Source organism: Coleofasciculus sp. B1-GNL1-01 (assembly GCF_040220235.1).
Classification (GTDB): Bacteria; Cyanobacteriota; Cyanobacteriia; order Cyanobacteriales; family Coleofasciculaceae; genus Coleofasciculus.
This window is the reverse complement of the sequence record NZ_JAVJTO010000044.1, coordinates 15,988-40,578: the sequence shown is the minus strand read 5'-3', so window position 1 is coordinate 40,578 and position 24,591 is coordinate 15,988. Positions and strand designations below refer to the sequence as shown.

Genomic DNA, 24,591 nt, shown 5'->3' with positions numbered 1-24,591 from the left:
ACATTCGACCGAACAGATAACCGGAGCCTCACGCGATCGCAGCGAACAACCTGATTCTCGTTATGCGGTAACCGAACGCGGCAAATCTAGAATACGCGATCGCTTCAGATGGCAAGTGCTATCAATTTTCTGACTGAATTGGATCGCCTGGTGGTGGATGTCGCCCTACAGCTTTATCCGCCGCACGAATATTAATGACTCTTTCTCGATTTAAGGCTAATGCTGTAACCGTAGTCCGTCCAACTGGGGTTAAACCGATGATGAATAGTCCATCCGCTGACCAAATAAAATGATTGCTCCAATTATCTTGTCTGGGGTTAAACAGGGGGACTTCTGCCTCTGACTCAAGAGCAAGAAGAAACTCAAGAGCGTGACGAGATTTCTCTAGCAGCAGCCTCCGATGGTTCCGGATCAGATGGTACTATCCAGCGTCAGGAAATAGCCGACAGTGAAGCCGAGGCTGCACCAAATATAGAACAGGAGATTGAACAAAAACGAGGTAGCGGACAGCCAATCTCTAATAAAATACGCCAGCCAATGGAGCAGGCGTTTGGGGCGGATTTTAGTCAAGTTCAGGTTCACACTGACAGTAAGTCCAACAAACTGAATGAGTCAATTCAAGCCAAGGCATTTACCACAGGTACAGATATCTTCTTTAAACAGGGAGAATATCAACCGGATAATCAGCCAGGACAGGAATTATTGGCGCATGAATTAACTCATGTTGTTCAGCAAAATGGCAGTCAAGTTCAGGCGAAAACCGATAGCCAAGTTGGGACAAAGGGAAATAAGTTACAGACAAAAGAACGCCTGGTATCGGGTTTTCCGACACAACTGAAAATCCAACGCCGAGAAAATCCCCAAGAACAAACAGTAAAAGAGAATAAACCCCAACCAGCACAACCCGCACCCGCGCCAGCATCCGGTGGTAACGCCGCTCCAGCCACTCCCCAGGTAGCTAATGAAGCTGGGAGTGCAGCAGCCGCACCAGAGATGGCAGAAGCGGGTGGCAATGTAGCAACAACAGAAGGTGATACTCAACAAACGGCAGCAGAAAGTGCAGCATCAGGTGGGGCATCAGCTACCCCAGGCGGCGGGGGAGCAACATCTCCCAGTTCCCCAGAAGAAGACCCAGAATTCCAGGGTGTGGTCGATAAGGCAAAGGGAGTGGCTGAGAAAGAAAAACAGCATGACCCCGCCGAAGCTGAATCCAAAGAAGCCCAAGACGCCGCTGAACCTCCGGGTAACGAAGTAGAGAGTAAGGCGCAAGACAAACAAGTTGGGGAAATGAACCAGCAGCAGCCTGGAACCTTTAATGCGAAGGCTTTCAAGGCAAAGCTGATGGAAAAAATTGGCGCAATTATTCCTGATAACGAAGAAGACGCTAAAAAATTCAAGGAGAGTAATCAGCTTGATGCGGTGAAGCAGGATGTCTCCTCTCAGGTAACTGACGAGGAGAAAAAAGCAGCCGGTCCGATTGAGGAGAAAACCAAAGCCGCCCCGGATACCAGTGGTGTTGAACCGAAACCCGTCACGCCAATGCAGCCGCCAGAGGCGGGAGCAGCGCCAACTGATATTAATGCCGAGAAAGCTGCACCTAAGCCAAAACCTGATTCTGAAGTATCCGCACCGTTTGAGGCAAATAGTCAAGAACTAGATGACGAGTTAGCCAAGGCGAAAGTCCCGGAAGAGACACTGGAAAAATCAAATGAACCACAGTTTGTGGACGCGCTAAGTGCGAAGAAAGAAGCACAAACCCACGCTAAAGAAGCCCCACAAACCTATAGTCGGGATGAAAAAGCCACTATCAATAAGGCTGAAGCTGAGGCACAAACGACGAGCCAAACTCAGCTCCAGGGAATGCATGGTGAGCGTTCACAACTGTTGAATCAGGTGATGGGCGCTCAGAGTGAAACTCAGGGCAAGGATACCCAGGAACGGACTAAAATTGCCAACCATATTAATGGTATCTACCAAGATACGAAGAAAAAGGTTGAAGACGTTCTTAGTAACATAGATGACGAAGTAACCAAGAAGTTTGATGCGGGTGCTGCAACTGCCAAGCAGATATTTGAGAATTACGTTGACCAGAAAATGGAGGCGTGGGAGGATGAGCGCTATGGTGAATGGTATGACGTAACTGGATGGGATGAGCGAATTAGTGATAGTTGGCATGGGTTGCCACCGGAGGTCAATCAATTCTTTGTCGATGGGCGGCAAAAGTATCTCGATTCAATGGATGGAACCCTGACCGATATTGCTAATTTTGTTGCCCAAAAACTGAATGAAGCTAAACAGAAAATTGCTGAAGGCAAGCAGAAAATTCAGGAACACGTTGCGGGTTTGCCGGAAAATCTCCGGAAAGTCGGACAGGACGCGGCACAGAACATTCAAGGAAAGTTTGAGCAATTAGAAGAGAGTGTTAATAGTAAGCAAGATGAGTTAATTGACTCCCTGGCACAAAAATACAGTGAGAACCTGCAAGAGCTTGATGCCGACATTGAGAAACGGAAAGAAGCAAATAAGGGTCTGAAAGATAAAGCGAAAGACGCCATTGTGGGAACCGTTCAAACCATCATGCAACTGAAAGATATGCTGATGGGCGTCTTGGCAAAAGCCGCTGGTGCCGTGGAGAAAATTATTCTCGACCCGATTAAGTTCTTAGGGAATTTGGTTTCCGGAATTAAGCAAGGATTCCAAAACTTTGTCGGTAATATCTGGGAGCATCTGAAGAAAGGGTTGTTGGGTTGGCTGACGGGTACGATGGCAAAGGCAGGCATTCAAATGCCAGAAAGCTTTGACCTCAAAGGCATCTTCACCTTAGTGATGCAGGTGCTAGGGTTAGCGTATGACTCAATTAAGTCACGGACAATCAAGGCTCTGGGTAAGAACGGAGAGAAGATGTTCAATGGGTTAGAAAAGACCTTTGAAGTCTTCGTTATCTTGAAGAATGAGGGATTAGCGGGTCTGTGGCAGTTCATTCAGGATAAGATTGGTGACCTGAAAGTGATGGTAGTTGATACCATCCAGAATTTTGTGATTGAGAGTGTGATTAAGCAGGGTGTGCTGTGGGTAATTAGCCTGTTGAACCCAGCTTCAGCATTTGCCAAAGCCTGTAAGATGATTTACGACATCATCATGTTCTTCATTGAGCGCGGTAGCCAGATTGTGGAGTTGGTGAACGCGGTGATGGAGTCGGTAAAAGCAATTGCGAATGGGGCGCTGGGTGGAGCCGCGAAGTTGATTGAGAATGCTTTGTCTAAGGCGCTACCTGTGGTGATTAGCTTCATGGCGAGTCTGTTGGGCTTAGGTGGTATTAGTAAGAAGATTCAGGAAATTATTCAGAAGGTGAAAGAGCCGATTGATAAGGCAATTGATTGGCTAATTGCTCAAGCGGTGAAGTTTGCCAAGAAGATTGGTAAGAAACTTGGATTTGGTAAGGGTAAAAACAAAGGTAAGAAAGAGGGTGAGCAGCAAGGTGAAAACGAGGGTGAGCAGCTTGAGGATAGTGAAGTTGGTAAAACCGTTAACTTCAGTGGTGGAGATGAAAGTCATCGTCTGTGGATAAAAACTCAGGGAACCTCAACTACTGTAATGGTTGCCAGTACCCCCACTCCTGTTGAGGCGAAGCTGAATGAGTGGCAAGGAAAGCTCGATTCTGTGCCAGAAGAGAAGCGCCCACAGGCTCAGTCATTGCTGGGTAAGGCTCGTCAGCATCTGGGTACAACGGAGCAAAAAGCCCAAAAGACGGCTAAAGAAATGGAGGAGGCGAAGCAAAACTCAACAGATGAGAAGGCTATTAATGAGGCGGAACAGGCAGATAATCAGACGGAGGCGGCGCAAGAGACTCTAGCAGATGTACTCAAGCAGCTATGTGATTTGTTCGGTGATACTCTCGATGGTGTTAATCTAGTCGAACGTTTCTCCAGCCAGCTACAAGCCGCTGCTCCACAAGCTAAGGCAGGCTTGCAGACTGGACTAGAACAACTGCAAGAAGCTGGTGGAGATTATGCAGACTGGAATGCCGTTAAGAACACTCTTATGACATCGGGAACTTCTAATAAGGCAGGCAAGATGCTACAGAGTCCGCTGAATTTAGACCATGATTACGGTACCTATGGGCATAACAATATGGCGGTTCCAGCTCTCGAACTAGCGGTTGAAGACGTGGAAAGCCAGGGTAAGCCAGTGCCGGAGAAAGCAAAAAACAATCCCGGTGGGTATGTGAGCGATCATAAAGGTTCTTTGCACAATCGCCAAGGGAGTTTTCCACAATCGAAGACTCGTCTCCAAGAACACATCTTTGACGCGGGCAAACGGAACCAAGCTGAAGATATTCTCATAGATGAGTTCTTGGGTAATCTACTCAGTGGCAAAGAATCTACCCACAATCTGTATGAGCCGAAAAACTTAACTAGGTATGACGTAGGTGATGATGGCTCAACAGCGATCGAGTATGATACCCATGGTGGCGCTCATTTCCGGGTAGAGCTTGCTCCAAACAAAATGGTCAAGTCTGTTCAGGGTACAAGTCTCAAACTAAAGGCTGATGCTGGAGTAACAGGGCGGGGTTATACTGCGAGATCACCTGGATACGAAAGAAATGAGAATCTTAATGCCAGTCACTTGATTGCTGATCAGTTTTTGGGTTCAGGATACAAGGATAGTGCAAACCTGATCACCACGAGTGCCCACTATAACCAGGTGGTTATGAAAGGAGCAGAGGATGCCATTAAAGAGTTTGTCCAAGAAAACAACGCTGTTGAGTTTGATATGGAGGTAAATGTAACTTGGGGTAAACTAAGCTCTCCGGAGGTTATAGAGGAAATTCTTGAGGAACTACCCAAAAAGGATAAGGATGAAGTCAGGGATGAAGTGCAAGCTTTTGTAAATCGTGTTCAGCCTAACTTTAAACGTTGTATGAATGTGAGATATAAAGTTACTGTGGTAAATGGAGTCACTAACAAGCCTGTAACCTTCCGTAGAAACATAGGAGCAGATGTTTGGCTCGGACTAAATCATTCATAGGAAATTGAATTATGGAAGAAGCAATCACATTTATACGTAATTTTATTGATAAAGAATATGAGACATGGGTTGCCTGTTGGAGTGAGCCTGACAATAATGTGTTCAGACCCAAGCGCTCAGAACTTAATACGTTGTATGAGGGGGATTTAAAGTCGGACATATACCGACCTCGACAAGTTGATGAGTCCTATTTTGAAGAGGGAAAAGAACAGCTAGAGCAAACGCAACCAAGAATATTCTTTCAGGTAAAGAAATACCAACATCCCACCCACGGGAATCTCTACCGTTGCTATGTCAGCTCCACACTTCGCGGACGGAGTACCTATTCTACTTGTTTTTATCTTGCCAACACAGAAAATGGGTTGAAAATCGTATCCCAGTATAATGTCTCCAGCGATCCAGGTAACGGTATCAGTTGGAATTGGCGAGGTGGTCTCAAATTGGATAAGTTGGGTGAACTTGTTGAAGTTCGCAAATTTCAGGCACCGACAGATCCAGAGCATCTGAAGGAATATGAGGCTGAGTAGGCAGAATTGATTCCTGTTCCTACTTCTATGTCTTCCAAGGAGATGAAATTATGTCAAATGAGTTCCAAAAAACCGATGAACGACTAGCCCAACTTCAGAGGATTTTAAATCAGGAACCCAGTGACAAAACCTGGAATGAGTTATGTGAGTTGCTGGATACTTGGTCTGAAAATGAGGGATTAGCTGAAGCACTTGATTATGCAGAGCAACGGTTGACAAACTGGTTTGATTTTTACCGCAAAGCACCTTGGTCTTGGCGAAAAAACATTCTTCAGCCGCCTAATCCCCGTTTGCAGATTGTGCGAGAGTTGAGTCTGTTCGCCCGTAAAATTGGTGATGAGGGCGTATCAGAGCTTGCCCAATTGCCTTACCTTAGAAATCTGACCATACTCTCTCTGGAAGATAACCAAATTACTGATGTTGGTGCGATCGCACTAGCACATTCCCCTTACCTGACTAACCTGAAAAAATTGGAACTGCCTGATAATCAGATTGGTTTCAACGGAATGCAGGCACTAGCTCAATCAACTAACTTCTCCAAGCTTGCCAAACTCAATTTGTATAACAATAAGGTGGGTGATGAAGGCACAATTGCACTGGCGCAATCACCTTACTTAACCACTCTTACCCACTTGGAGTTATTTGATAACGCAATTACAAAGACAGGTGTAACCGCATTAGCCCAATCTCCAAACCTCTCAAAATTGACTATGTTGGATCTGTCCAAAAACTTAATTGGAGATGAGGGGGCTGCGGCACTTGCTCAGTCTACCCACCTTGTCAGTTTGGAAGGACTTTATTTAGCTTTTGCCCAGATTGGGGATGAGGGTGTGGTAGCTCTTGCACAATCCTCTCATCTCTCAAAACTTGTCGAGTTGGATTTACAAGGTAATATCTTTGGTCGTGAAGGTAACGCTGCTTTGATAAATGCGGGTTTTAGCCTAGACAATCAAATATGGTGTCGCCCCGACTAAACATGACTACTAAGACTGAAACTTGTTACCTAAATAGCGAGTTAATCCTACGCGATCGCACTCCATCCCCCCTACCTATCCACGCAATAACCCTAACCCTAACCATACAAGACAACGAACTCATTGAATGTCGTCTCACCTTCCACGTCAACCCCCAACTCTACCAGCGCATCGACACAGAAGCACTATTCAATCTCAAGCCGGAAGTGCGTAACCCCCTCTCGGCGGTCGAATTCCTACCCGAACCCGACATCCAAATCGAAACCATTTTAAAGCCAGACTTGCTGCCTCGCCTAGCACGACACACTACAACCATTGACGAAGCTGCCACCTATATCCTGAATCTCAGCCAACAACAACCCAATCACCCGTTACTCTCTACTGAGAATTGGTTAGCCCTATCCGTCAAACAGCAACAGGAATCAGGTGAAACAGGCTACCGCACCCTCTGGGATTATATTAGTCCAGCCGCCCTTGCTCAAGCCACGACTTCAGGTTCAAGCGAAGAAATTGCAGAAGCAATTACTACCTTCTTCAAAGATTGGACAGAGGCTAATCTATCTGAAGTAACGCAGAAAACCACTTCCCAGATGCTTGAAGGAATAACCAATTTCTTCGATGAATTAGCTGATGTCAGTCTGGATGCCATAGAAAAGCAAGTACCTAACACCATTACCGAACCAGAACCATCCAGCATCCCAATTTTGGCGGAAATGGTCAATTTCTTCAAACAGGACGACTGGTCTTTTTACCAGATAAAAGGACAACCTGTATTACAAATGGGATTCCAGGGAAAAAATGGTCAATGGACTTGCTACGCTAGAGCCAGAGAAAATGAACAACAATTCGTCTTTTACTCAATTTGCCCAGTTACAGTCCCCAAAGCCAAGCGTCGAGGGTTAGCAGAATTCATCGCTAGAGCCAATTATGGCATGGTTATTGGCAATTTTGAGTTGGACTTTGCTGAAGGAGAAGTTGCCTACAAAACCAGCATTGACGTTGAAGGGTCAACACTCACGTTTCCTCAAATGAAGCGCTTGGTTGACACCAACGTGGCGATGATGGATCAATATCTACCGGGAATCAAGTCTGTGATTCAGGGAGATGCATCACCAGAAGAGGCGATCGCCCAAATCGAAACCCACTAATCCGCGATCGCTGATTCACTTATTACGAGAACCATCAACTATCCTCTAATACAGCCAATCTCTCTTAGCATATCTAAATGCTTCTGTACCGATGCAAGGGTATTCGCTGCAATCATCCCACTCGCCGCCACTGCGGGTAACCCAATTCCGGGAAACGTGGAATCGCCACAGCAGTATAATCCTGGTAAAGGTGTACCCACTCCCGGAAAGAAACCCACCCCGGCTGGAATCGCTGGTCCATAAGAACCCCGATACCGTCGCAAAAACCGTTCATGGGTTAACGGTGTACCCACTAAGGTTAAATCACACCGCGATCGCACATCGGGTATAATTCTTTCCAAGGCTTGCCACATCACTTGCGATCGCACTTGCTTTTGCTGTAAATAGTCTTCACTATGGCGATCAAGTCCCTGCCAAAGTTCGTAAGGTTCATTCCCCGGTGTATATACATGAATCGTATGTTTTCCGGGTGGCGCGAGGGAGGGGTCAAGAATCGAAGGAATTGAGATCAACACCACATTTTGCGGCGCACTCACCCCTTTATCCCAATCATTGACCACAATATGGTGACAGGCTAAATCTGAACGTAATCCTTGGGCGTCAATTCCTAGATGCAGATGCATGAAACTCTCACAAGTGGGTGTAGCTTGTCGAGATTGGCGAAACGCTTTGGGAACCGCATCGTCGGGTATCAATTTCAGCGTATCCCAAACCGAGGCATTGGACACCACCCCCTGACGCGCCCGGATTTCCTCTCCCCCGCGTAATCGCACCCCAACCGCCCGATTATTTTCTACCAAAACTTGCTCGATATGTGCATTTAATCTCAGTTGACCCCCGTGTTTTTTCAACCCCCGTACTAAGGCTTCCACAAGTGCGCCACTTCCCCCCACGGGATAATCTAAGACAACACCGGGTTGATACCAATCCGCAAACATAAACGCCATCTCTGCGGCGCTGGTTCCATTGGCTGGGAGTCCCGATAGGAGGAAACAGAGGAGATTTAGCCAGTTGCGTAAGAAGGGGTCAACCACCACATCATCCATAATCTGGCTAAAGGGTTCCGTCAGCTTCATCACATTCAGCCCATGTTGCCACATTGATGGCGCAAATCGCCCCACCGTCAACGCTACCCCCAAATCCCAGCGTACCGCCGCTGGGGGAATTGCGATCGCAGCTTGTCCCAAAGGTTCCATTACCTGTTGTAATGAACGCCATTCTGCTACCGCCTGATTTCCGCGTAACTTTGCCAATACCTCAGCAAATTGCGACGCCCCCACTGAGGTGTCAAAATCTCCCTCCGGTAAACAACATCCCCAGGTATCGTAAGTCAGACAGGGGAGTTCTTCACCAATCGCATCCAGAACTTGGCGTAAGGGGTTTGGAGAAGGACTATAGGATAAACCAGAGTATAGCGAGGGACCCGAATCAAAGGTATAACCGTTGCGGGTAAAACTGTGTGCAGCCCCACCGGGAATCGAGTGGCTTTCACAAACCGTGACATCTAAGCCATAGCGGGCAAGCATTGCGGCGCAGCTTAGACCGCCGATACCGCTACCAATAACAATAATATCTGGACAACTCATTATATATTGCGATCGCGAACTAATTGAGGGACTCGATGGCGAAGAGCAAAAGGTTCTTTTGTCAATATAATGAGGTATCTACCCGCTGACAATTACGAGTCACCTAATCCTTAAGTAATTATACCTAAGTTCGAGGGGTGTTTTTACATTAAACTAGACTAGGAGGATATATATCCTTAAAAATTGGCAAATTTTTATCCTGTTTTATTGTCGGGATTGTCATGAAGCAAGAAATGATGTTTAGTAAATTCGATTTATTAAGCTTTATCTCTTTTTGTCTTATTTGCTCAGTTACGTTTAGTCAAAGTCCAGTCTTAGCACTTCCCCTGGAGGAAATCGACGATATTATAGACAGCATAAATGATGGAATTGAGGAAATTAATCGCACTGGGGAAACGATAAATGAAATCACAGATTTTTTAGGGATTAATGGAGATGATGATGAAGAGGATGAAGAGGATGAAGATGATCAGTCCCACAAAAAAGAAAAATTATTCAGACTCTATGCAACATGGTATAAAGGCTTATCGCCATCCGAACAAAGACTTGTTTCCTGGCTGACTTTAGAATATGCCAAGAATCAAGACATAACTTTCAACATAATTACTTCCCGTGAAGGGTTTTCAGAAAAGCCGCTTCAAGAACAGGCTAAAATTGGTCACATTTACCACACGTTTGATGCCATTTATAAGGCTGTCGAAGAAGATAAAAGTATTTTTTTTTCGTTTGCGTTTTGTGTAAATAGTGGTTCTGATAGTTGCCCAGTTAATGAATTATTATTGTGATGGTAATATCAGTTCAGTCAAGTGATGAGTATCACCACAGTTCAAGAGTCAAGTCATATCTACGAATGTAATATTTATTTGCCTTTGGCGTAGCGTGACTGAGTGACTTTTTGGGCTTATGCTGAGACTTATTCAGCAGAAATAGAAGCAGCGATTCTAGTTTCTTGAATCAGCATCGTCAGGGATACCTCGAAGCCAATTTGGTCTAAATCAAGCCGCCGAGACTTGGCATTTCTGTCGCCAACTCTGCAAATCAGCTAAAGCGCGATCGCGATACGCCCCATACCGTTCTTTTTTGCCTTTAATCCGTACTCCCAACGGTGGTAAAATACCAAAATTGGGTGGCATGGGTTGAAAGTGTTTCGGTGAGGCGGAACTAATAAACTCAAATAATGCCCCCATCATTGTCGTTGGCGGTAGCGTAATCGGTTCCAATCCCAACACCAACCGCGCTGCATTTGTCCCCGCTAACCACCCCCCAGCCGATGCAGCCGTATACCCTTCTGTTCCCATTAATTGACCCGCCGCGAATAGGGTCGAACGATTTTTAAACTGTAGCGTGGGATACAGCAACTCTGGCGAATTAATAAATGTATTCCGGTGCATCACACCCATCCGCACAAACTCGGCATTTTCCAATCCTGGAATTAACCGAAACACCCGCTTCTGTTCACCCCAACGCAGGTTTGTCTGAAACCCAACCATGTTCCACAACTGACCCGCCTTATCTTCTTGGCGTAACTGTACCACCGCATAAGGGCGTTTACTCTGATTTTCTGGGGCGCGAAAATCTCCCTGACGGCTATCAAATAATCCCACCGGCTTTAGGGGACCATAGCGCATCGTATCTTCCCCCCGTCGCGCCATTTCTTCAATCGGTAAACAGCCTTCAAAGAACTTTGCTGTTTCTTGCTCAAAATCCTTTAATTCGGCTTTTTCTGCCTGACACAATTCCTGCCAAAACCGTAAATATTCCTCCCGATTCATGGGACAATTCAGATAAGCGGCTTCTCCTTTGTCATATCGGGACGCCATAAACGCAATATCTTGATTAATCGACTCCCCAACGACAATCGGCGACGCGGCATCAAAGAAACTGAAATAGTCCATTCCAGTGAAGCGCTGCAAGTCTGTTGCTAAAGCTGGACTCGTCAACGGACCTGTTGTCAGCACCACAACCCCATCTGGGGGAATTTGTGGCACTTCCCCCCGCCGTAACTCAATCAAGGGATGACTCGCAAGGGTTTCGGTCAAATCGTGGCTAAATACCCCCCGATCCACCGCCAACGCCCCCCCAGCCGGAACTGCATGGTTATCCGCCTTAGCGATAACAATAGAATCCAGACGGCGTAACTCTTCATGCAACAACCCCGCCGCGCGATCGCTCGATAGCGCCCCAAAGGAATTACTACAGACCAATTCCGCCAATTCTCCGGTATGATGGGCAGGACTCATTTGCACCGGACGCATCTCATGGAGTACCACAGACACACCTGCTTGGGCAATCTGCCACGCGGCTTCTGTACCCGCTAATCCACCACCAATTACCTGAATTGTCTGTTGTTCCATAATTTTTTTGTTGTCACCTCTACTCCCCAGTGACGAATGACCAATAACAACAAACCCCTAAACGGATTTGATCGAGTAAGCGTTTTACGACTGACTAGCACCGATAAAAGTTACGGGTTTGGTTAGTCTAAACATTCCTAGGGTGAGGATTTTTATCTTTTTTCCTTGCCGTACTCTTACCTGGTTTTAACTCATCCTCATCGTTGGCTAATATAGGGTCGGAAGTTTTATCTTCTTCCCTTGCCATACTGCTACCTTGTTTTAACTCATCCTCATTGTTGTCTAACGTGCTGGGGTCAATTAGAGTAACATCATAAGGGTCGAGCGGTCCACTCTTGTTATCTTCCTTCTGTCGGTAGTATTCCGCCTTCACGCCTGCATTACCGCCGAACATGACTTTATCGCCATCTTTGAGTTCATAAGTACTGATTGGGCGACCATTTATCGAGATTTTATTAGTGCTACGTTGACCCTGAAGATTCCCATCGACAATTTGGTAACGGAATGAACCGTCATCGAGTGTCATCCGTCGTAACGTTGCGTGTTGACGAGAGACAAACATGGAGAACAAGCGGATAGGGCAACTCGGATCTCGACCAATCGAATAGACTTCCGCGTCTAATTGAAAGACTCGGCGTCCTTTATCATCATCCACCAGCAATAGGTGTCTTTCTTGAGCATCTGAAGCCTCTGAAGACTGATTTGAGTCCTTGGGCGTGTTGTTGGTTGGAGGTTGATGGAATTGAGACGTTTGTGTTTGAGACATTTTTTTATCCTTGGGTTGACCGAAGGCGGTAACAACGACAAGCGAATAACCCACAGTGGTTTAATCTAGTTTAACCATTGGGCGATCGCAACTCTTCGGGACAAGGGAGATAAGGGAGACAAGGGGACAACAAATATTTTAGCAGGTTAGGATTTGCAGCTACTCTGTATTAGGCGTCCCTGGAGAAGGCTCTAGCGAGTAGAAGAAATAAGATTTTGTTGTTTCTTTCATGCTACATCGAAAACTACAGGAGTGACGACGCCTAAAAATTCAACCATTGCGACAGGGTTCCCGGAACGGGTAAGAGAATACTCACCAAAACAGTCAGCGCTAGCAATCCAGCAAAATCCCGCCAGTTATCCAATTCTGAAACATCGTTCAACGCGGGTTCATCGATGACGGGTAGCAAGATTAAAATAATCGCCCACAGGAGTAAATCGGGTTGTAAGAACGCCAGAACCAACATCAATAAGCGACTCAGTTGACCAATGGCGGCACCGGTTCTCTGTCCAAACATGGCGTGGATAATATGACCGCCATCCAGTTGACCGACGGGCATTAAATTAAACGCCGTGACGACTAACCCAATATACCCAGCCACAGCGACTGGATGCAGGTTGATTGCCATATCTGGCATGAATTGACTACCTAATGCCCATTTGCTGAGGACTGACAGCAATAGGGAAAAACGCGGATCTAAGGATTGGATATTCACCAATCCCGATTCCTCTGTCAACGGAACCGGACTAGAATGGGCTAACCCCCAGAACAGAAGGGGAAGGGCAACCAGTAACCCCGCCACGGGACCGGCAATGCCTACGTCAAATAAGGCTTTGCGATTAGGTACAGGCGATCGCATCTGGATAAATGCGCCAAATGTGCCTAGGAAAAAGGGGATAGGGATAAAGTAGGGCAGAGTTGTCCGTATTTTATAATACAGGGCGACGAGGTAATGACCGAGTTCGTGAATCCCTAAAATTGCCATCAGGGCTAAGGCATAGGGCAATCCTCTGAGTAGCGCCTCTGGGTTGGATTGCACTTGTTCCGGAGACAGTCCAGCAATCTGAGTCGCGCCCACCACGGTTGTGGTAAACAAGGTAATGACGACCAAAGCTAATGCTAAACCGGGTCGGGTTAACTCATCATGCAACCGTTTCCCTCGACCTTGGGTGTAGGGATTGGGAACCAAGGCAAAGAACGGTTTTCCACTGAAGCTTTCCTGAAAAATCACAAAGAAGCGATCGCCAAATTCTGCCTCAACATTTTTCCGCACTGTTTTGTAAGCCGCATCCGGATTGGTACGGAGTTTACCCCGACATAAAACCGCTTGGGGACGATACTCCAGATTTTGGAGATAGTAAACCCCCCAGGGAAAACAATTTCGCAGTTCCGTTTCTTCCTGCTTAGTTATTGGACGCAGCCCTAACTTTTCAGCCGCCTGGGAAACGGTTGATCCAGTCGCTGAGTTGTCAGGGGGTGTCGGCATCCGGTTCATCCTGGTAACCGAGTACCTGCCAATAAAGTAGGCAATGAAAACAAGTAAAATTAGGAGTAACCAGAGTTCCATGATGTACAGATACCCATTCGTAATAAAAGCAAAATCTTGACCCCGATGAGTCCGATTAGTCCAAGTGGCTAATGATTACAGACCAATCCGTATTGTGCAACCCGATTTGTATCAAACGGATCATCGTGGTTTTCGTTCCAGATCGTCGCCTAATCTAAAAGCTACTGTGTTCAAATCCCCACGCCTAGTCCTTAATCACATTTTCGCATTTCCACCCAATCGTGACACCTTAGGAGGTACAGCTTATTTCATTGTAGAGAATGGGACTGGAGTGTTGATTGATTGTCCAGCTTGGCATGATGGCACTCACCAATTTTTGCGGGATCACGGCGGTGTCTCTTGTCTGTTCATTACCCATCGCGGCGGTATTGGCAAAGCCCAGGAAATTCAGGACGCCTTTGGCTGTAAGCTGGTGATTCAAGAACAAGAAGCCTACCTGCTACCCAGTGCCAACGTTACTCCCTTTGAGCGAGAATTGGCAATTGGCGATCGCTGTACTGCCTTATGGACACCGGGTCATTCTCCGGGTTCAGCGTGCCTTTACTACAACCAGGAAGGGGGCGTATTGTTTACTGGACGCCATGTGCTACCGAATTCAGAAGGAGAACCTGTCCCGTTACGAGTGTCAAAAACATTTCACTGGCAACGACAACTTCGCAGCCTCCAGGGTATCCTGGATCGCTTTACCCCAGATACTCTAAGTTATATTTGTCCTGGGGCAAACACCGGGGCGCTGCGGGGGAAAGGCGCGATCAATCAGGCTTATCAACGCCTGTCTCAAATTGACCTAGTTTGATGGTGTAGGGGCGGGTTTCACTATTACCGTTTCTTCCCTCACCCTGATGTCACTAAACCCGCCCCGACTAAATTTTGACGGTTCAGATCAGTTCTAATTTAACTTTTGCGTCCCCTGAATCCCAAGAAGGGCGGGTTTAGTTCAGTTATCGGTTGATGCCAAAACATTATGGGTAAAACCCGCCCCTACAGAATTGGCTGCATTCCCATCTCCCTTATCTCCCTCATCTCCCTCATCTCTGACTTATGCGGCTTTAGCGGCTAAGACAGAATCCCCCCTCAATAACTCCACGGCGGCTTGATATTGGCGATCTGAGGCTGTACCCGCACGAGTCACAGGAATCGGATCAAGAGACACTTCCCAATCCGGCGTAATCCCTAACTTGTTGATATCTCGATGATTGGGCGTCTCGTATTTGGCAACGGTTACGGCTAAACCTGATCCATCGGATAAGTCAAATAAGGACTGAATTAACCCTTTCCCAAAGGTTCGTTCCCCGACAAGTTCCGCTCTACCATTGTCTTGAAGTGCGCCCGCTAAAATTTCACTGGCGCTGGCACTTCCCTGGTTGACTAATACGACTAATGGCGCTTTTGTAACTGCCTGTCCAAAAGCATCAAAACTGCCCATCATGCCATTGCGATTAACGGTATAGACAATAGTGCCACGATCCAGCCAAAGACGCGCAATTTCTAAACCCGCCTGCAATAAACCGCCGGGATTATTCCGCAGATCGAGAATGTAAGCATTTGCTCCCTCTTGTTCGAGTTGGTTAATGGCAGCTTCGACTTCCGTGGGCGCATTGGCACTAAATTGGGTTAAGCGAATGTAGCCAATGGGGATGCTGTTGGATTCAGAATCGAGTGCGGCATAAACTGGATTGAGGGCAATGCGATCGCGCACGAGTTCAATCACTCTAGGTTCTTCGTCTTTACTCTGAATCGAGAGGGTAACACTTGTGCCAACGGGTCCACGCATCCGGGCGGCGGCTTCATCAAGGGTTAAGGCGGTTGTGGTTTCGCCATCAATTGCCACAATGCGATCGCGCGGTTGAATTCCGGCTTCCTCGGCGGGAGATCCAGCGATGGGCGCGACAACCGCTAATTGACCAGTTTCATCATCCAGGGCAATTTGTAACCCCACACCAGACAGTTCACCAGATGTATTCACCTTAAGACTGCGATATTGACTCGGTTTCAGCAGTCGCGTGTAGGGATCATCCAGACTTGCCAACATCTTTTCAATTGCCTTATACGTGGCATCACGGTTCTTTAAATCCTTCTTCAGAGTTTTCTGGCGCACCAGCCACCAGTTTTGCTCGTTAAAGGAGTCATCCACATACGCTTGCGAGACAATCCGCCACGCTTCGGAAAAGAGTTGTTGTTCTTGAGTCGATGCTGAAGCTGAGGGAGTCCACCCCACCCATAGCAGGACAATTTGGCAAAGGATTATCAGTCCAACCCAGAATGATCGTTTTGGCATAACTCAACAAAAATTAACGCTAGGCTTTGATGCTCTCATTTATCTAGTTTGGCAAAGTCTGAGAAAATAAGTGTGCCAGGGGTACAGTTTTCCGAGGGAGATGGGGAAGCTGGGGAAGCTGGGGAAGCGATTTCCTCAACAAAGGACGAATGACCAATGACGAATGACGAATGACAAAGGACTACTCTTGTCAAGTTATGTTACATTTCTCATAGAGCAATTTCAAATCGGGTCAGTGTTCCCGATACGTTGATCTAGATTCCGCCCCAGCGGTATTAAACGCTAGTCCCAGAGCTATCTCATTTCCTGATAGACTTAACCCTATCCAGGATTAGCTCACACACAAACAGCAATATCCTTCTAAAAATTCTGGCTTCATGTTTTCTAAGCAGGTAACTGAATCAAAAGCTTTTAACTGGTTTCAGGAGCGTCTAGAAATTCAGGCATTAGCTGAAGACGTAACATCAAAGTACGTTCCTCCCCACGTTAATATCTTCTACTGTCTCGGTGGAATTACTCTGGTTTGCTTTATTATCCAGTTCGCTACTGGATTTGCCATGACCTTTTACTACAGACCAACGGTCACAGAGGCATTTTCGTCTGTACAGTACATCATGACGGATGTCAACTTTGGTTGGCTGATCCGTTCCGTCCATCGCTGGTCTGCCAGTATGATGGTGCTAATGATGATTTTGCACGTTTTCCGGGTTTATCTGACAGGCGGATTCAAAAAGCCACGGGAATTAACCTGGGTAACAGGCGTAATCTTGGCAGTCATTACCGTTTCCTTTGGCGTGACAGGGTACTCTCTACCTTGGGATCAAGTGGGCTACTGGGCGGTCAAAATCGTCTCCGGTGTTCCTGATGCGATTCCTGTAGTGGGTTCCTTAATCGTTGAACTCATTCGTGGCGGTCAAAGTGTTGGTCAAGCCACCCTGACTCGCTTCTACAGCCTGCACACCTTTGTTCTTCCTTGGCTCATTGCCGTCTTCATGCTGCTGCACTTTATCATGATTCGTAAGCAGGGTATCTCCGGTCCCCTCTAAACTGCGATTCCTGGCAAAGACGTGCTACTCTTTGTTGATTAAGGACATTTAAAATCATGTCAATTCTGAAAAAGCCGGATCTCAGCGATCCCAAATTACGCGAAAAACTGGCTCAAGGCATGGGTCACAACTATTACGGTGAACCCGCTTGGCCCAATGACCTGCTTTACACCTTTCCAATCGTGATTATGGGGACAATCGCGCTCTGCGTTGCTCTAGCTGTCCTCGATCCAGCTATGGTTGGCGAACCCTCTGATCCGTTTGCCACTCCCCTAGAAATCCTACCGGAATGGTATCTCTATCCTTCATTCCAAATTCTGCGTGTTGTTCCCAATAAACTCTTGGGGATTGCGTTAACGGGAGCGATTCCACTTGGTCTAATCCTGGTTCCCTTTATCGAAAACGTCAACAAGTTCCAAAACCCCTTCCGCCGTCCAGTAGCAACCACTGTCTTTATGATTGGTACCCTGGTTACGCTGTGGATGGGTATTGGCGCGACGTTCCCCATTGACAAATCGTTTACTTTGGGTCTGTTCTAAACGGTTCAAAGAATTTGAGTTTAACACCTGTCGCTGTCTTAGTTATCTTTCAAGCTAAGGCAATGACAGGTGTTATATTGTGTTTAAAAAACTAGTGCATCGTGGCAGAAATAACTAACCAGTTAATAAGCTCCCTAAAAGCAGCTAAGCTGTAATGCATTTAAATTGGATATTAGCAGCGAGCAAGATGCAAAGCCTACGGCATGGCTTCGCTTAACGCACTACAAGGATGAGAGCCATTCTTGACATTAAGGTTTAAATGCCGAACAGCTTACCATAGGTTCCTTATAGCCTTCTGCCCTGGAGCCTTCGGATTTCTGCCTTCTTGTACTAGCTTTACAATGCTTCGACTACCAGCCGTGAACCCTCTGGGGATTTGTGAACCTTAACCTGGGTTGGTAATTGCTCTGCTAAGGCTCGAATGTGGGTAATTACCCCAATCAGTCGATCTTGCTGCCCCAGCGATCGCAAAATCTGGGTAACGCTTTCTAGGGTGTCTGTATCCAACGTTCCGAATCCTTCGTCTAAAAACAGACTGCCTAACTCGACGCCCATTGACAGTTTTTCCGATAGTGCTAGCGCCATTGATAGAGACGTGGCAAAGGTTTCACCACCAGAAAGCGTTCGCACCCGCCGGATTTCCCCTCCGTTCCAATTATCCTCAACCCAGTATTCTCCATCTTGAATTCTCAAGGCATAGCGAGAATCGGTTAACTCTTTAAGTCGCTCTGTGGCACAAGTAACTAACTCGGCTTGTAGATTCTCTAAGATGTAATCTTGAAATTCATCTGACTTGAGATTGCGTGATAGGGTGTAATAAATCTGTTCCTGTTCGGCAAACTGGGATTGCTCCTCTAAGAGTTTTTTGGCTTGCTTTTGCCTGTCTAGAGCAACCTTCATTTCTGCTGATAGTTTTGCCTGTTTTGCAGATGCCTGTTTAACCTGATCATCGGCAGAACGTTTGGCTTGGCGGTGTTGCTCTACTAATTCCTCGTCGGTTGTCCTTTCTCCAGTGGAGCGGCATATCTCTTGGAGAAGGGTAGATAACTGAACGTTTTGGCGTTCGTAATCCGCGATCGCAGTCTGCCATTTTTCCTGTTGTTCCGGAGTTACTTGAGCATCTTGGAAGCTCTCCTCAGAAAAGTTGACGGATTGTAATGTCTTAATCCATTGAGCCTCACGCTGTTCTCTTTCAGCACGGGTAGATTCAGCTACCTCTTTGGCTTGTTTGTCTGTCTCTTCAGCTTGAATCGCACGTCTTTGCGCGGCGTGATAAGCCTCCTCAACAGTTTTTTGTTGGCGTTCCAGATCTTTCTTCTCTCGATCTAGGGTTTGGCGTAGAGTTTCGTAAGATTTACCATTCGTCAACTGATCTAGCTTGGCTTGTACTTCCTCAAGGTTACGCTGACGCTGCTCAACCTCTTGGCTAGTAGCTTGTACCTCCTCTAATCGTGTGACATAAGTTTTCTGGGCAAACTGTAACCTCTGTTCCCACTTTTCCAGTTCATTCTCTGCCTTGTCTTTTACTGCTAATGCCTCTTGATGTTGAGTGTTACTATCAATCAGCGTTTGATGTTCCTGCTTGAGGGCGGAAATTTCCCAGTTTTCGGTATCTAAAACAGCACTAATTTCACTGTGACATTGAGTTAATTCAGCCTGATGGCTTTCCCAATCCTGGCGATACTCCAACTCTTGCTGCTGGAGTGCTTCTAACTTCGTTTGTTCCTTTGCCAGTGCAGTAGAGGCTTGATGGTATACCTGTTCTGCTGCTGTCGCTGATTCTTGCAATGGGGTAATATCGACTTCAGCCGATTCTGACAGTGGGGGAAGTTGATCAGCTTCGGGGTAAACACCACCACAGACAGAACAAATATCTCCGGGTTGAAGTGAAGCACGCAGGGCAGCAGAATGATTGTGTCGAGTTGCGATCACATTGGCTTTTTCAGCTTCTTTGAGTAAGGCTTTAGCTGCTTGAAAATTAGCCTCAGCTTGTTGGTGCTGCGAGGTAGCCTTTTTCAAATCACTTTCAGCTTTTTGCCGCTCTTTAGCAGCTTTGTCCCATTTCTTACAGACTGCTTGGGTGGTTTTATTGATGGCTTCCCATTGAGTTAACGAGGAGATAACTTGGTTAAGTATCTCTAGGCGAGAGCCTCCTGGAGATGACTTGGCTAATGTTTCTTTAGCCGCAACAAGCTGTGTTTGAGCCGCTTTTTCTTTTTTCTGAGCCGATTGTAATTCTTTCTCCGCTTCCGAACATTTTTGCTCTTTTGACTTAGAAATTTTTGATACCTGTGTCACCTCCTGCTCATACTGTTGACGTTGTTCCTCGTAAGCTTTAGCCGTCGTTAAGTTACGTTTGCGAACTTCTAGCTGTTCTCTTCTTTCTGCTTGCTGAGTTTGGAAACGCTCGTATTTTTGACGCTGAGATTCTAAATCGGCTTGAGTTTGAGTCAGTTTTTCAGCAGCGGCTTTGACAGCATTTTCTGCTTTTACAGCTTGAGTTTTAGCCTCTTGTAGTAATCTCCAATCCGCCTGAAGAGTATTAGCCGCTTGAGCTTCATTTAATTTTTGCTGCAACGACGCAATTTTAGGCGCTTGCTCCTTTAGCTTCGCTAAATCCTCTTGCAATTCAGTTTTACGCTTAATTTGCTCATACAATCTTTCCTGATCATCGAGTAATCTTTGGGCAGTGGTAGCTGTTTCAGCTAATCCAGGAATTTCTGCTTCTAAAGCTTTCAGTTGCGCTTGCTTTTCCTGGATCTCAGCTTCTGTTGGCGCTTTAATTTCAGCTAATAATCGTTCTCTTGTTTCGCTTTCAGTTTTAAAGCCTTTAACACGATCACTCGCTTCTTTTCGCATCCGCTCGAATATCTCAAATCCAGCTAACTGACGCAGAAGTTCTCGACGCTTGGTGGCGTTTCCTTTGAGAAACTCGTCAAACTGTCCTTGTGGCAGAACAATAACGCGAGTGAAGGTGTCGAAGTCCATACTTAAAATGTCTTCTATCTTCAGATCGCAGCGTTCCCATGTCCCATTTTGCCCTTTATCCAACAGAAGTTTTGTAAGGGGAGTACTGGGACGATACCGCCACGTTCTGGTTACTTTATATTCGGTTTGTTTGACAAAAAACTGAAACTCTACTTTTAACTCACTGGCTCCTTGACTCACCAGTTCACCGATATTGGATTTTCGAGCAACTTTTCCGTACAACGCATAAGTAATGGCATCCAGTAATGATGACTTCCCAGCTCCAGTTAATCCTGTAATTGAAAATAAATCAAGGGTAGAAAAGTCGAGAGTTTGACGAGTACGGAAGCTGGTAAATCCTTCTAGTGTAAGTTTAATGGGTCGCATCGCTTAATTCCTGATATAACGTTTCAAATTCTTTTAAAACCGAATCATCGGGCGTTGTTCCTTGGCGATCGCGCCAGTAGTTGCGGAACTCTTCAACCGCGTCAAACTGATTAGCGCTTTGGGACTGATGCCGCTTTTGTGCTTTAGCTTCTGGGTAGCGTGGTTCTATAATCAAGGCTTGAGGACAAACTTTTCGCACACTGTCTGCTAAACCAATTTTGGGGGTATTAAGTTCAATAATTACTTTCAAAAAACCTGGATGTTCTCGATTCGCTTCCAACGTTTCATCTAGGTTAGTTTCATCACATCGGATAACCTTTAACGGTTTTTGGCAGGAAATTTGCTTAAACTCAACTTTAGCGGGTCTTCCGGGTTCAACGGTCACTAAATTAAAGCCCTTTTCTTCTCCAGCTTCCCCAAAATCTACTTGAATCAACGAACCAGAATAATAGGTAGGAGCCGAGTTGGAAATCTGTTGAGGTTTGTGAATATGTCCCAAGGCAATATATTGAGCTTCTGATGGTAGAGTTTGCCCAGCCAGACTGTAGGTATCTCGTGTGTAATAGTCCACTTCCGAATACGCCCTGATCGCACCATCAAGGGTCAGGTGTGCCATCACGATATTGACGCTATCCTCTCTAAAAATGCTAGCCAAATTTTTAAGTAAATACTTGACTCTATCTTTATAATGTTGGCGTTGTTTTAAGTCATCTTTGTCCCACAAATCTTCAGATTTCAGCAATCTGCGTTCTGAGGCAAAAGGCATCGCAGCTACAGACAATTTACCGCTAGATGTATCGAGCTGAATAACTCCCCCTTGATTGGCTTTTCGGGGTCTACCTAAGGCATGAACACCCACATGAGAAAGGAGTCTGGATACGCCATCAATGCGAAAAGCTGAGTCATGATTTCCAGCAATAACAACCGCTGGAATTTTAGCATCTCGTAGTTGGCAAAAGAAGTTATAAGCAACCTTTTCTGCATCAGCCGTGGGACTAGGTACGTCGAAGATATCACCAGCGACTAAGACAGCATCAACGTCTAGAGTTTTGGCTGATTCCAGTAATTCGTTGAGTGCTGCCTCAATTTCTGGGGTGCGATCAACACCTTTAAGTCGTCGTCCTAAATGCCAGTCAGAGGTATGAATTAGACGCATTATTTGCTCAGTTGCTCTCTTGGCAAGTCTCCCCGAATCAAATGACCCATTTCGTTGTGAATTCCCCACAGGCGGCGAATTAATGCCTCAGCCGTAGCCGCAGCATTACGCCCCAACCAGCTATTATCAGGATTTTCTACCAGTTTGTCTTCTAGAAACTCCAGTAAATCTCTGAAGGTTTCAATCTCTTGTTTATCGAGAGCGCCAAAAGGTTCAACGTCCAAACGTACACCCAATTGACGGTTCGCTTTTTTATCGGCTCGGTCATTATCTTCGGCTAACCGTGCCAGTTTTTCCTGAACACCCGCCACTAAAAAGCCCAAATTACCGCGTTCTAAGTCTTCTCCAGCAAAGAGAAAACTAAACAATCGATCGCGACACAGTTCTCGGATACTCCACAGGTATACTGAGATATTATCGGAACGCTGGTCTAAATGGGGATCGACATCGTGAGAACCTTTCCTGGGAGCGGCACAGAAGCGGACATCGTTGAACGGCTCGACGGGGACTCCCAATGTCTGATAGTTGGCGTAATCTTCAGCTCGGAGTTTGCGATTAGACTTATCCAGGAAAAATAAATCCTCACCCTTAACATTGAAAATCAGGGCTTTCGTATTGGCTCGTTGAGCGCCAAGCGCCGCCGAGTTAAAAATGGAGTGCAGCAAAAACAACGCATAAGATGTTTTGGTTGCGACGCCTGATACTCCAGAAATATTAATGTGAGCGCCCTTCTCGCCATTGATAAATTCAAAGTTCAAGTAAGCCGGAAAACTGTTACGCATCATGCCTGCTGGAATGCGTTTTTCCATGCCATCAAAGTGTAAGGCACGCTTCAAATTTTCATCCACAGCTAGATCGACAGGATCTCCAGGCTGAGGTGGTAAGTAGTCCTCCGGTTCAATCCGGGTTACTTGGACATGAGCCGCGTAGGATATGTTTGCTGGTAAACTGCCACTTTTAACCAAGAATGTGTCAGTATCAAATTGCGCTCCTTCATACATGGTGCGGACGTAATCCACCACACCATAAAAGCGAACCACTCCTGCACCATCAGGACGAGACGTTTGCACTTCCACCACATCATCTAATCGCAAAACATGACCCGGTGAAACGGCAACCCAAAACTCCAAAGGAGTGGCTTCCAGGGTGCCGAGAACAAAACCAATAGTTGTCGTCATGACATTACTCCTAAAGAGGCAAAGAAACCTCGCAGACGCCGTTCAATCACAGCTCTATCACCCATCCGTCGTCCCAACTCTCGCTCCAAGGCACCAACGGGAGTCAGATTTTGTGGGGCGCGGGGATCGCGGCAAGGATGGGAGGCATACTGGGGAATTAGGTCGGTACTCTGGTCAGCGATTTCTACTGCCTGGTCTAAGGGAACCGCTTCGCTATACAACTCTAAGCGGACAAGTCCTTGTAGCTCATGATAACCCAAGCGCTTCAGGCAGATATCGGAGCTGCCAGAGCGTAGGTACCAACTCCAGCGTCGTCTTAAGTCACTTTTGTCTCGAATCGCGAAAATTGGAGTTCTCTCTCCGGGTGCCAACGTCCAAAGGAGAGCCGCACAGTCTCCGGATAGGTAGGTTTTACGCATCGTTTTGACGTAACCTAGTGTGGTATCCGGTTGACCATACCAGCGCAAATGCCCATCCCGAATAATTAAGGTTTCCGGTTGCTTTGCCAACAATTCCGCCGCCAGTCGATCCTCGGCTTTGAGCATGACATTCTGGATCAGAGACTTGCGAACTTGAGGCGTATTTTCATCACTAGGCGGAATGGGTTCGTAGACTAATTCAGCTTGGCTACCCAGAGGGCAAGGAATGCGAGTCAGTTCAGCTTGTTGGTTGCCACCAAAACCAACAATCCTGCGAATTGTCAAGTTTGAATAGGTGGCTGTACCTGTGGCTCGATACACGTCTACAGCACCAACTGCGATCGTGCCAAAGGCTCCGTAATAAATGCTGTCTCTCTCTCCACCCACAACAGCCGCATCGATACGGCGACGCCCATCAATAAAGATGAGCCGATTGGGGAGTGCAGGCGGTTGTCGAGGTTTAAATGCTGTCCAGTCTTTTGTTTCGACGGTGGGATCAACTTCGCTTTCCGAGATAGAAAGTTCTTGATTCAGCTCAATCGGGGGTTCGTAGTCAGTCCCCCAAGGTTCAAGACGAAAGTTATTATCTCGCCAGAAATTAGTTGTATTAGTTGTAACAGTAGTTGTAACAGTAATTTTTGCCTCCTTTGAGAGAAAGTTAGAAGGTTTAT

The 24,591-nt window shown here is 46.5% G+C and carries 17 protein-coding genes and 1 pseudogene; 8 read left to right on the top strand and 10 right to left on the bottom strand.

The annotated features are described in order from the left end of the window. Positions 1-121 precede the first annotated feature (121 nt). Positions 122-346: pseudogene (locus RID53_RS09910) on the bottom strand (HNH endonuclease); the annotation flags it as partial. On the opposite strand from RID53_RS09910, the gene RID53_RS09905 reads away from it, so the two are divergent. The 4 genes from RID53_RS09905 to RID53_RS09890 are packed head-to-tail and all read left to right on the top strand — an operon-like array spanning position 334 to position 7,677. After that, positions 334-5,028 (top strand): eCIS core domain-containing protein, encoded by a 4,695-nt coding sequence (locus tag RID53_RS09905; protein WP_446388034.1) that lies wholly within the window; start codon positions 334-336, stop codon positions 5,026-5,028. The pseudogene RID53_RS09910 and the gene RID53_RS09905 overlap by 13 nt on opposite strands. An 11-nt stretch (positions 5,029-5,039) precedes the next feature. Then, entirely contained in the window at positions 5,040-5,555 is a 516-nt protein-coding gene (locus tag RID53_RS09900) for a hypothetical protein (RefSeq protein WP_446387946.1), read from the top strand. Between the two features lie 50 nt (positions 5,556-5,605). Beyond that, entirely contained in the window at positions 5,606-6,529 is a 924-nt protein-coding gene (locus tag RID53_RS09895; protein ID WP_446387945.1) for a hypothetical protein, read from the top strand. A gap of 2 nt (positions 6,530-6,531) precedes the next feature. Beyond that, on the top strand, positions 6,532-7,677 hold the full coding sequence (locus RID53_RS09890; RefSeq protein ID WP_446387944.1) for a YbjN domain-containing protein: 1,146 nt from the start codon (positions 6,532-6,534) through the stop codon (positions 7,675-7,677). 38 nt (positions 7,678-7,715) lie between these two features. On the opposite strand, the gene RID53_RS09885 is transcribed toward RID53_RS09890, so the two are convergent. Then, complete coding sequence (locus RID53_RS09885; protein WP_446387943.1) at positions 7,716-9,263, bottom strand: phytoene desaturase family protein; 1,548 nt, start codon at positions 9,261-9,263, stop codon at positions 7,716-7,718. Between the two features lie 221 nt (positions 9,264-9,484). Here RID53_RS09885 and RID53_RS09880 point away from each other — a divergent pair, with 221 nt between their 5' ends. Further along, positions 9,485-10,048 carry a hypothetical protein gene (locus RID53_RS09880; protein ID WP_446387942.1) on the top strand — a complete coding sequence of 188 codons (564 nt, stop codon included), beginning with the start codon at positions 9,485-9,487 and terminating at the stop codon, positions 10,046-10,048. 210 nt (positions 10,049-10,258) lie between these two features. Here RID53_RS09880 and trmFO read toward each other — a convergent pair whose 3' ends face one another. From trmFO to RID53_RS09865, 3 genes are all read right to left on the bottom strand, one after another. Next, a complete protein-coding gene (gene trmFO / locus RID53_RS09875) occupies positions 10,259-11,617 on the bottom strand; it encodes an FADH(2)-oxidizing methylenetetrahydrofolate--tRNA-(uracil(54)-C(5))-methyltransferase TrmFO (RefSeq protein WP_446387941.1) in 1,359 nt (452 codons plus the stop codon). A gap of 127 nt (positions 11,618-11,744) precedes the next feature. Then, on the bottom strand, positions 11,745-12,383 hold the full coding sequence (locus RID53_RS09870; protein ID WP_446387940.1) for an FHA domain-containing protein: 639 nt from the start codon (positions 12,381-12,383) through the stop codon (positions 11,745-11,747). A gap of 262 nt (positions 12,384-12,645) precedes the next feature. Continuing rightward, positions 12,646-13,950, bottom strand: coding sequence for a site-2 protease family protein (locus RID53_RS09865; RefSeq protein WP_446387939.1), 1,305 nt, complete (start codon positions 13,948-13,950; stop codon positions 12,646-12,648). Between the two features lie 166 nt (positions 13,951-14,116). Here RID53_RS09865 and RID53_RS09860 point away from each other — a divergent pair, with 166 nt between their 5' ends. Beyond that, positions 14,117-14,746 (top strand): MBL fold metallo-hydrolase, encoded by a 630-nt coding sequence (locus RID53_RS09860; RefSeq protein WP_446387938.1) that lies wholly within the window; start codon positions 14,117-14,119, stop codon positions 14,744-14,746. Positions 14,747-14,989: 243 nt separating this feature from the next. Here RID53_RS09860 and ctpA read toward each other — a convergent pair whose 3' ends face one another. Beyond that, positions 14,990-16,228: a carboxyl-terminal processing protease CtpA gene (gene ctpA / locus RID53_RS09855; protein WP_446387937.1), complete on the bottom strand. Its 1,239-nt coding sequence runs from the start codon at positions 16,226-16,228 to the stop codon at positions 14,990-14,992. Positions 16,229-16,605: 377 nt separating this feature from the next. Between ctpA and petB the strand changes: the two genes are divergently transcribed. Both petB and petD read left to right on the top strand, forming a co-directional pair. Continuing rightward, positions 16,606-17,274, top strand: coding sequence for a cytochrome b6 (gene petB, locus RID53_RS09850; RefSeq protein WP_446387936.1), 669 nt, complete (start codon positions 16,606-16,608; stop codon positions 17,272-17,274). 56 nt (positions 17,275-17,330) lie between these two features. Further along, positions 17,331-17,813: a cytochrome b6-f complex subunit IV gene (gene petD, locus RID53_RS09845; RefSeq protein ID WP_006105395.1), complete on the top strand. Its 483-nt coding sequence runs from the start codon at positions 17,331-17,333 to the stop codon at positions 17,811-17,813. 336 nt (positions 17,814-18,149) lie between these two features. Here the strand turns inward: petD and RID53_RS09840 are convergent, their stop codons facing one another. Genes RID53_RS09840 through RID53_RS09825 form a run of 4 tightly spaced genes read right to left on the bottom strand, consistent with a single transcriptional unit; the run spans position 18,150 to position 24,307 of the window. Next, complete coding sequence (locus RID53_RS09840; protein ID WP_446387935.1) at positions 18,150-21,167, bottom strand: AAA family ATPase; 3,018 nt, start codon at positions 21,165-21,167, stop codon at positions 18,150-18,152. Further along, positions 21,154-22,323: a metallophosphoesterase family protein gene (locus RID53_RS09835; RefSeq protein WP_446387934.1), complete on the bottom strand. Its 1,170-nt coding sequence runs from the start codon at positions 22,321-22,323 to the stop codon at positions 21,154-21,156. Before RID53_RS09835 ends, RID53_RS09840 begins: the two co-directional genes overlap by 14 nt. Then, positions 22,323-23,501: a hypothetical protein gene (locus RID53_RS09830; protein WP_446387933.1), complete on the bottom strand. Its 1,179-nt coding sequence runs from the start codon at positions 23,499-23,501 to the stop codon at positions 22,323-22,325. The genes RID53_RS09835 and RID53_RS09830 overlap by 1 nt, the downstream gene beginning before the upstream one ends. Beyond that, positions 23,498-24,307, bottom strand: coding sequence for a DNA double-strand break repair nuclease NurA (locus tag RID53_RS09825; protein ID WP_446387932.1), 810 nt, complete (start codon positions 24,305-24,307; stop codon positions 23,498-23,500). Before RID53_RS09825 ends, RID53_RS09830 begins: the two co-directional genes overlap by 4 nt. Positions 24,308-24,591: the final 284 nt, after the last annotated feature.

Coding starts and splice junctions, on each gene's coding strand:
- RID53_RS09900 (WP_446387946.1), top strand. CDS start 5,040: ATGGAAGAAGCAATCACATTTATACGTAATTTTATTGATAAAGAATAT.
- RID53_RS09895 (WP_446387945.1), top strand. CDS start 5,606: ATGTCAAATGAGTTCCAAAAAACCGATGAACGACTAGCCCAACTTCAG.
- RID53_RS09890 (WP_446387944.1), top strand. CDS start 6,532: ATGACTACTAAGACTGAAACTTGTTACCTAAATAGCGAGTTAATCCTA.
- RID53_RS09885 (WP_446387943.1), bottom strand. CDS start 9,263: ATGAGTTGTCCAGATATTATTGTTATTGGTAGCGGTATCGGCGGTCTA.
- RID53_RS09880 (WP_446387942.1), top strand. CDS start 9,485: ATGAAGCAAGAAATGATGTTTAGTAAATTCGATTTATTAAGCTTTATC.
- trmFO (WP_446387941.1), bottom strand. CDS start 11,617: ATGGAACAACAGACAATTCAGGTAATTGGTGGTGGATTAGCGGGTACA.
- RID53_RS09870 (WP_446387940.1), bottom strand. CDS start 12,383: ATGTCTCAAACACAAACGTCTCAATTCCATCAACCTCCAACCAACAAC.
- RID53_RS09865 (WP_446387939.1), bottom strand. CDS start 13,950: ATGGAACTCTGGTTACTCCTAATTTTACTTGTTTTCATTGCCTACTTT.
- ctpA (WP_446387937.1), bottom strand. CDS start 16,228: ATGCCAAAACGATCATTCTGGGTTGGACTGATAATCCTTTGCCAAATT.
- petB (WP_446387936.1), top strand. CDS start 16,606: ATGTTTTCTAAGCAGGTAACTGAATCAAAAGCTTTTAACTGGTTTCAG.
- petD (WP_006105395.1), top strand. CDS start 17,331: ATGTCAATTCTGAAAAAGCCGGATCTCAGCGATCCCAAATTACGCGAA.
- RID53_RS09840 (WP_446387935.1), bottom strand. CDS start 21,167: ATGCGACCCATTAAACTTACACTAGAAGGATTTACCAGCTTCCGTACT.
- RID53_RS09835 (WP_446387934.1), bottom strand. CDS start 22,323: ATGCGTCTAATTCATACCTCTGACTGGCATTTAGGACGACGACTTAAA.
- RID53_RS09830 (WP_446387933.1), bottom strand. CDS start 23,501: ATGACGACAACTATTGGTTTTGTTCTCGGCACCCTGGAAGCCACTCCT.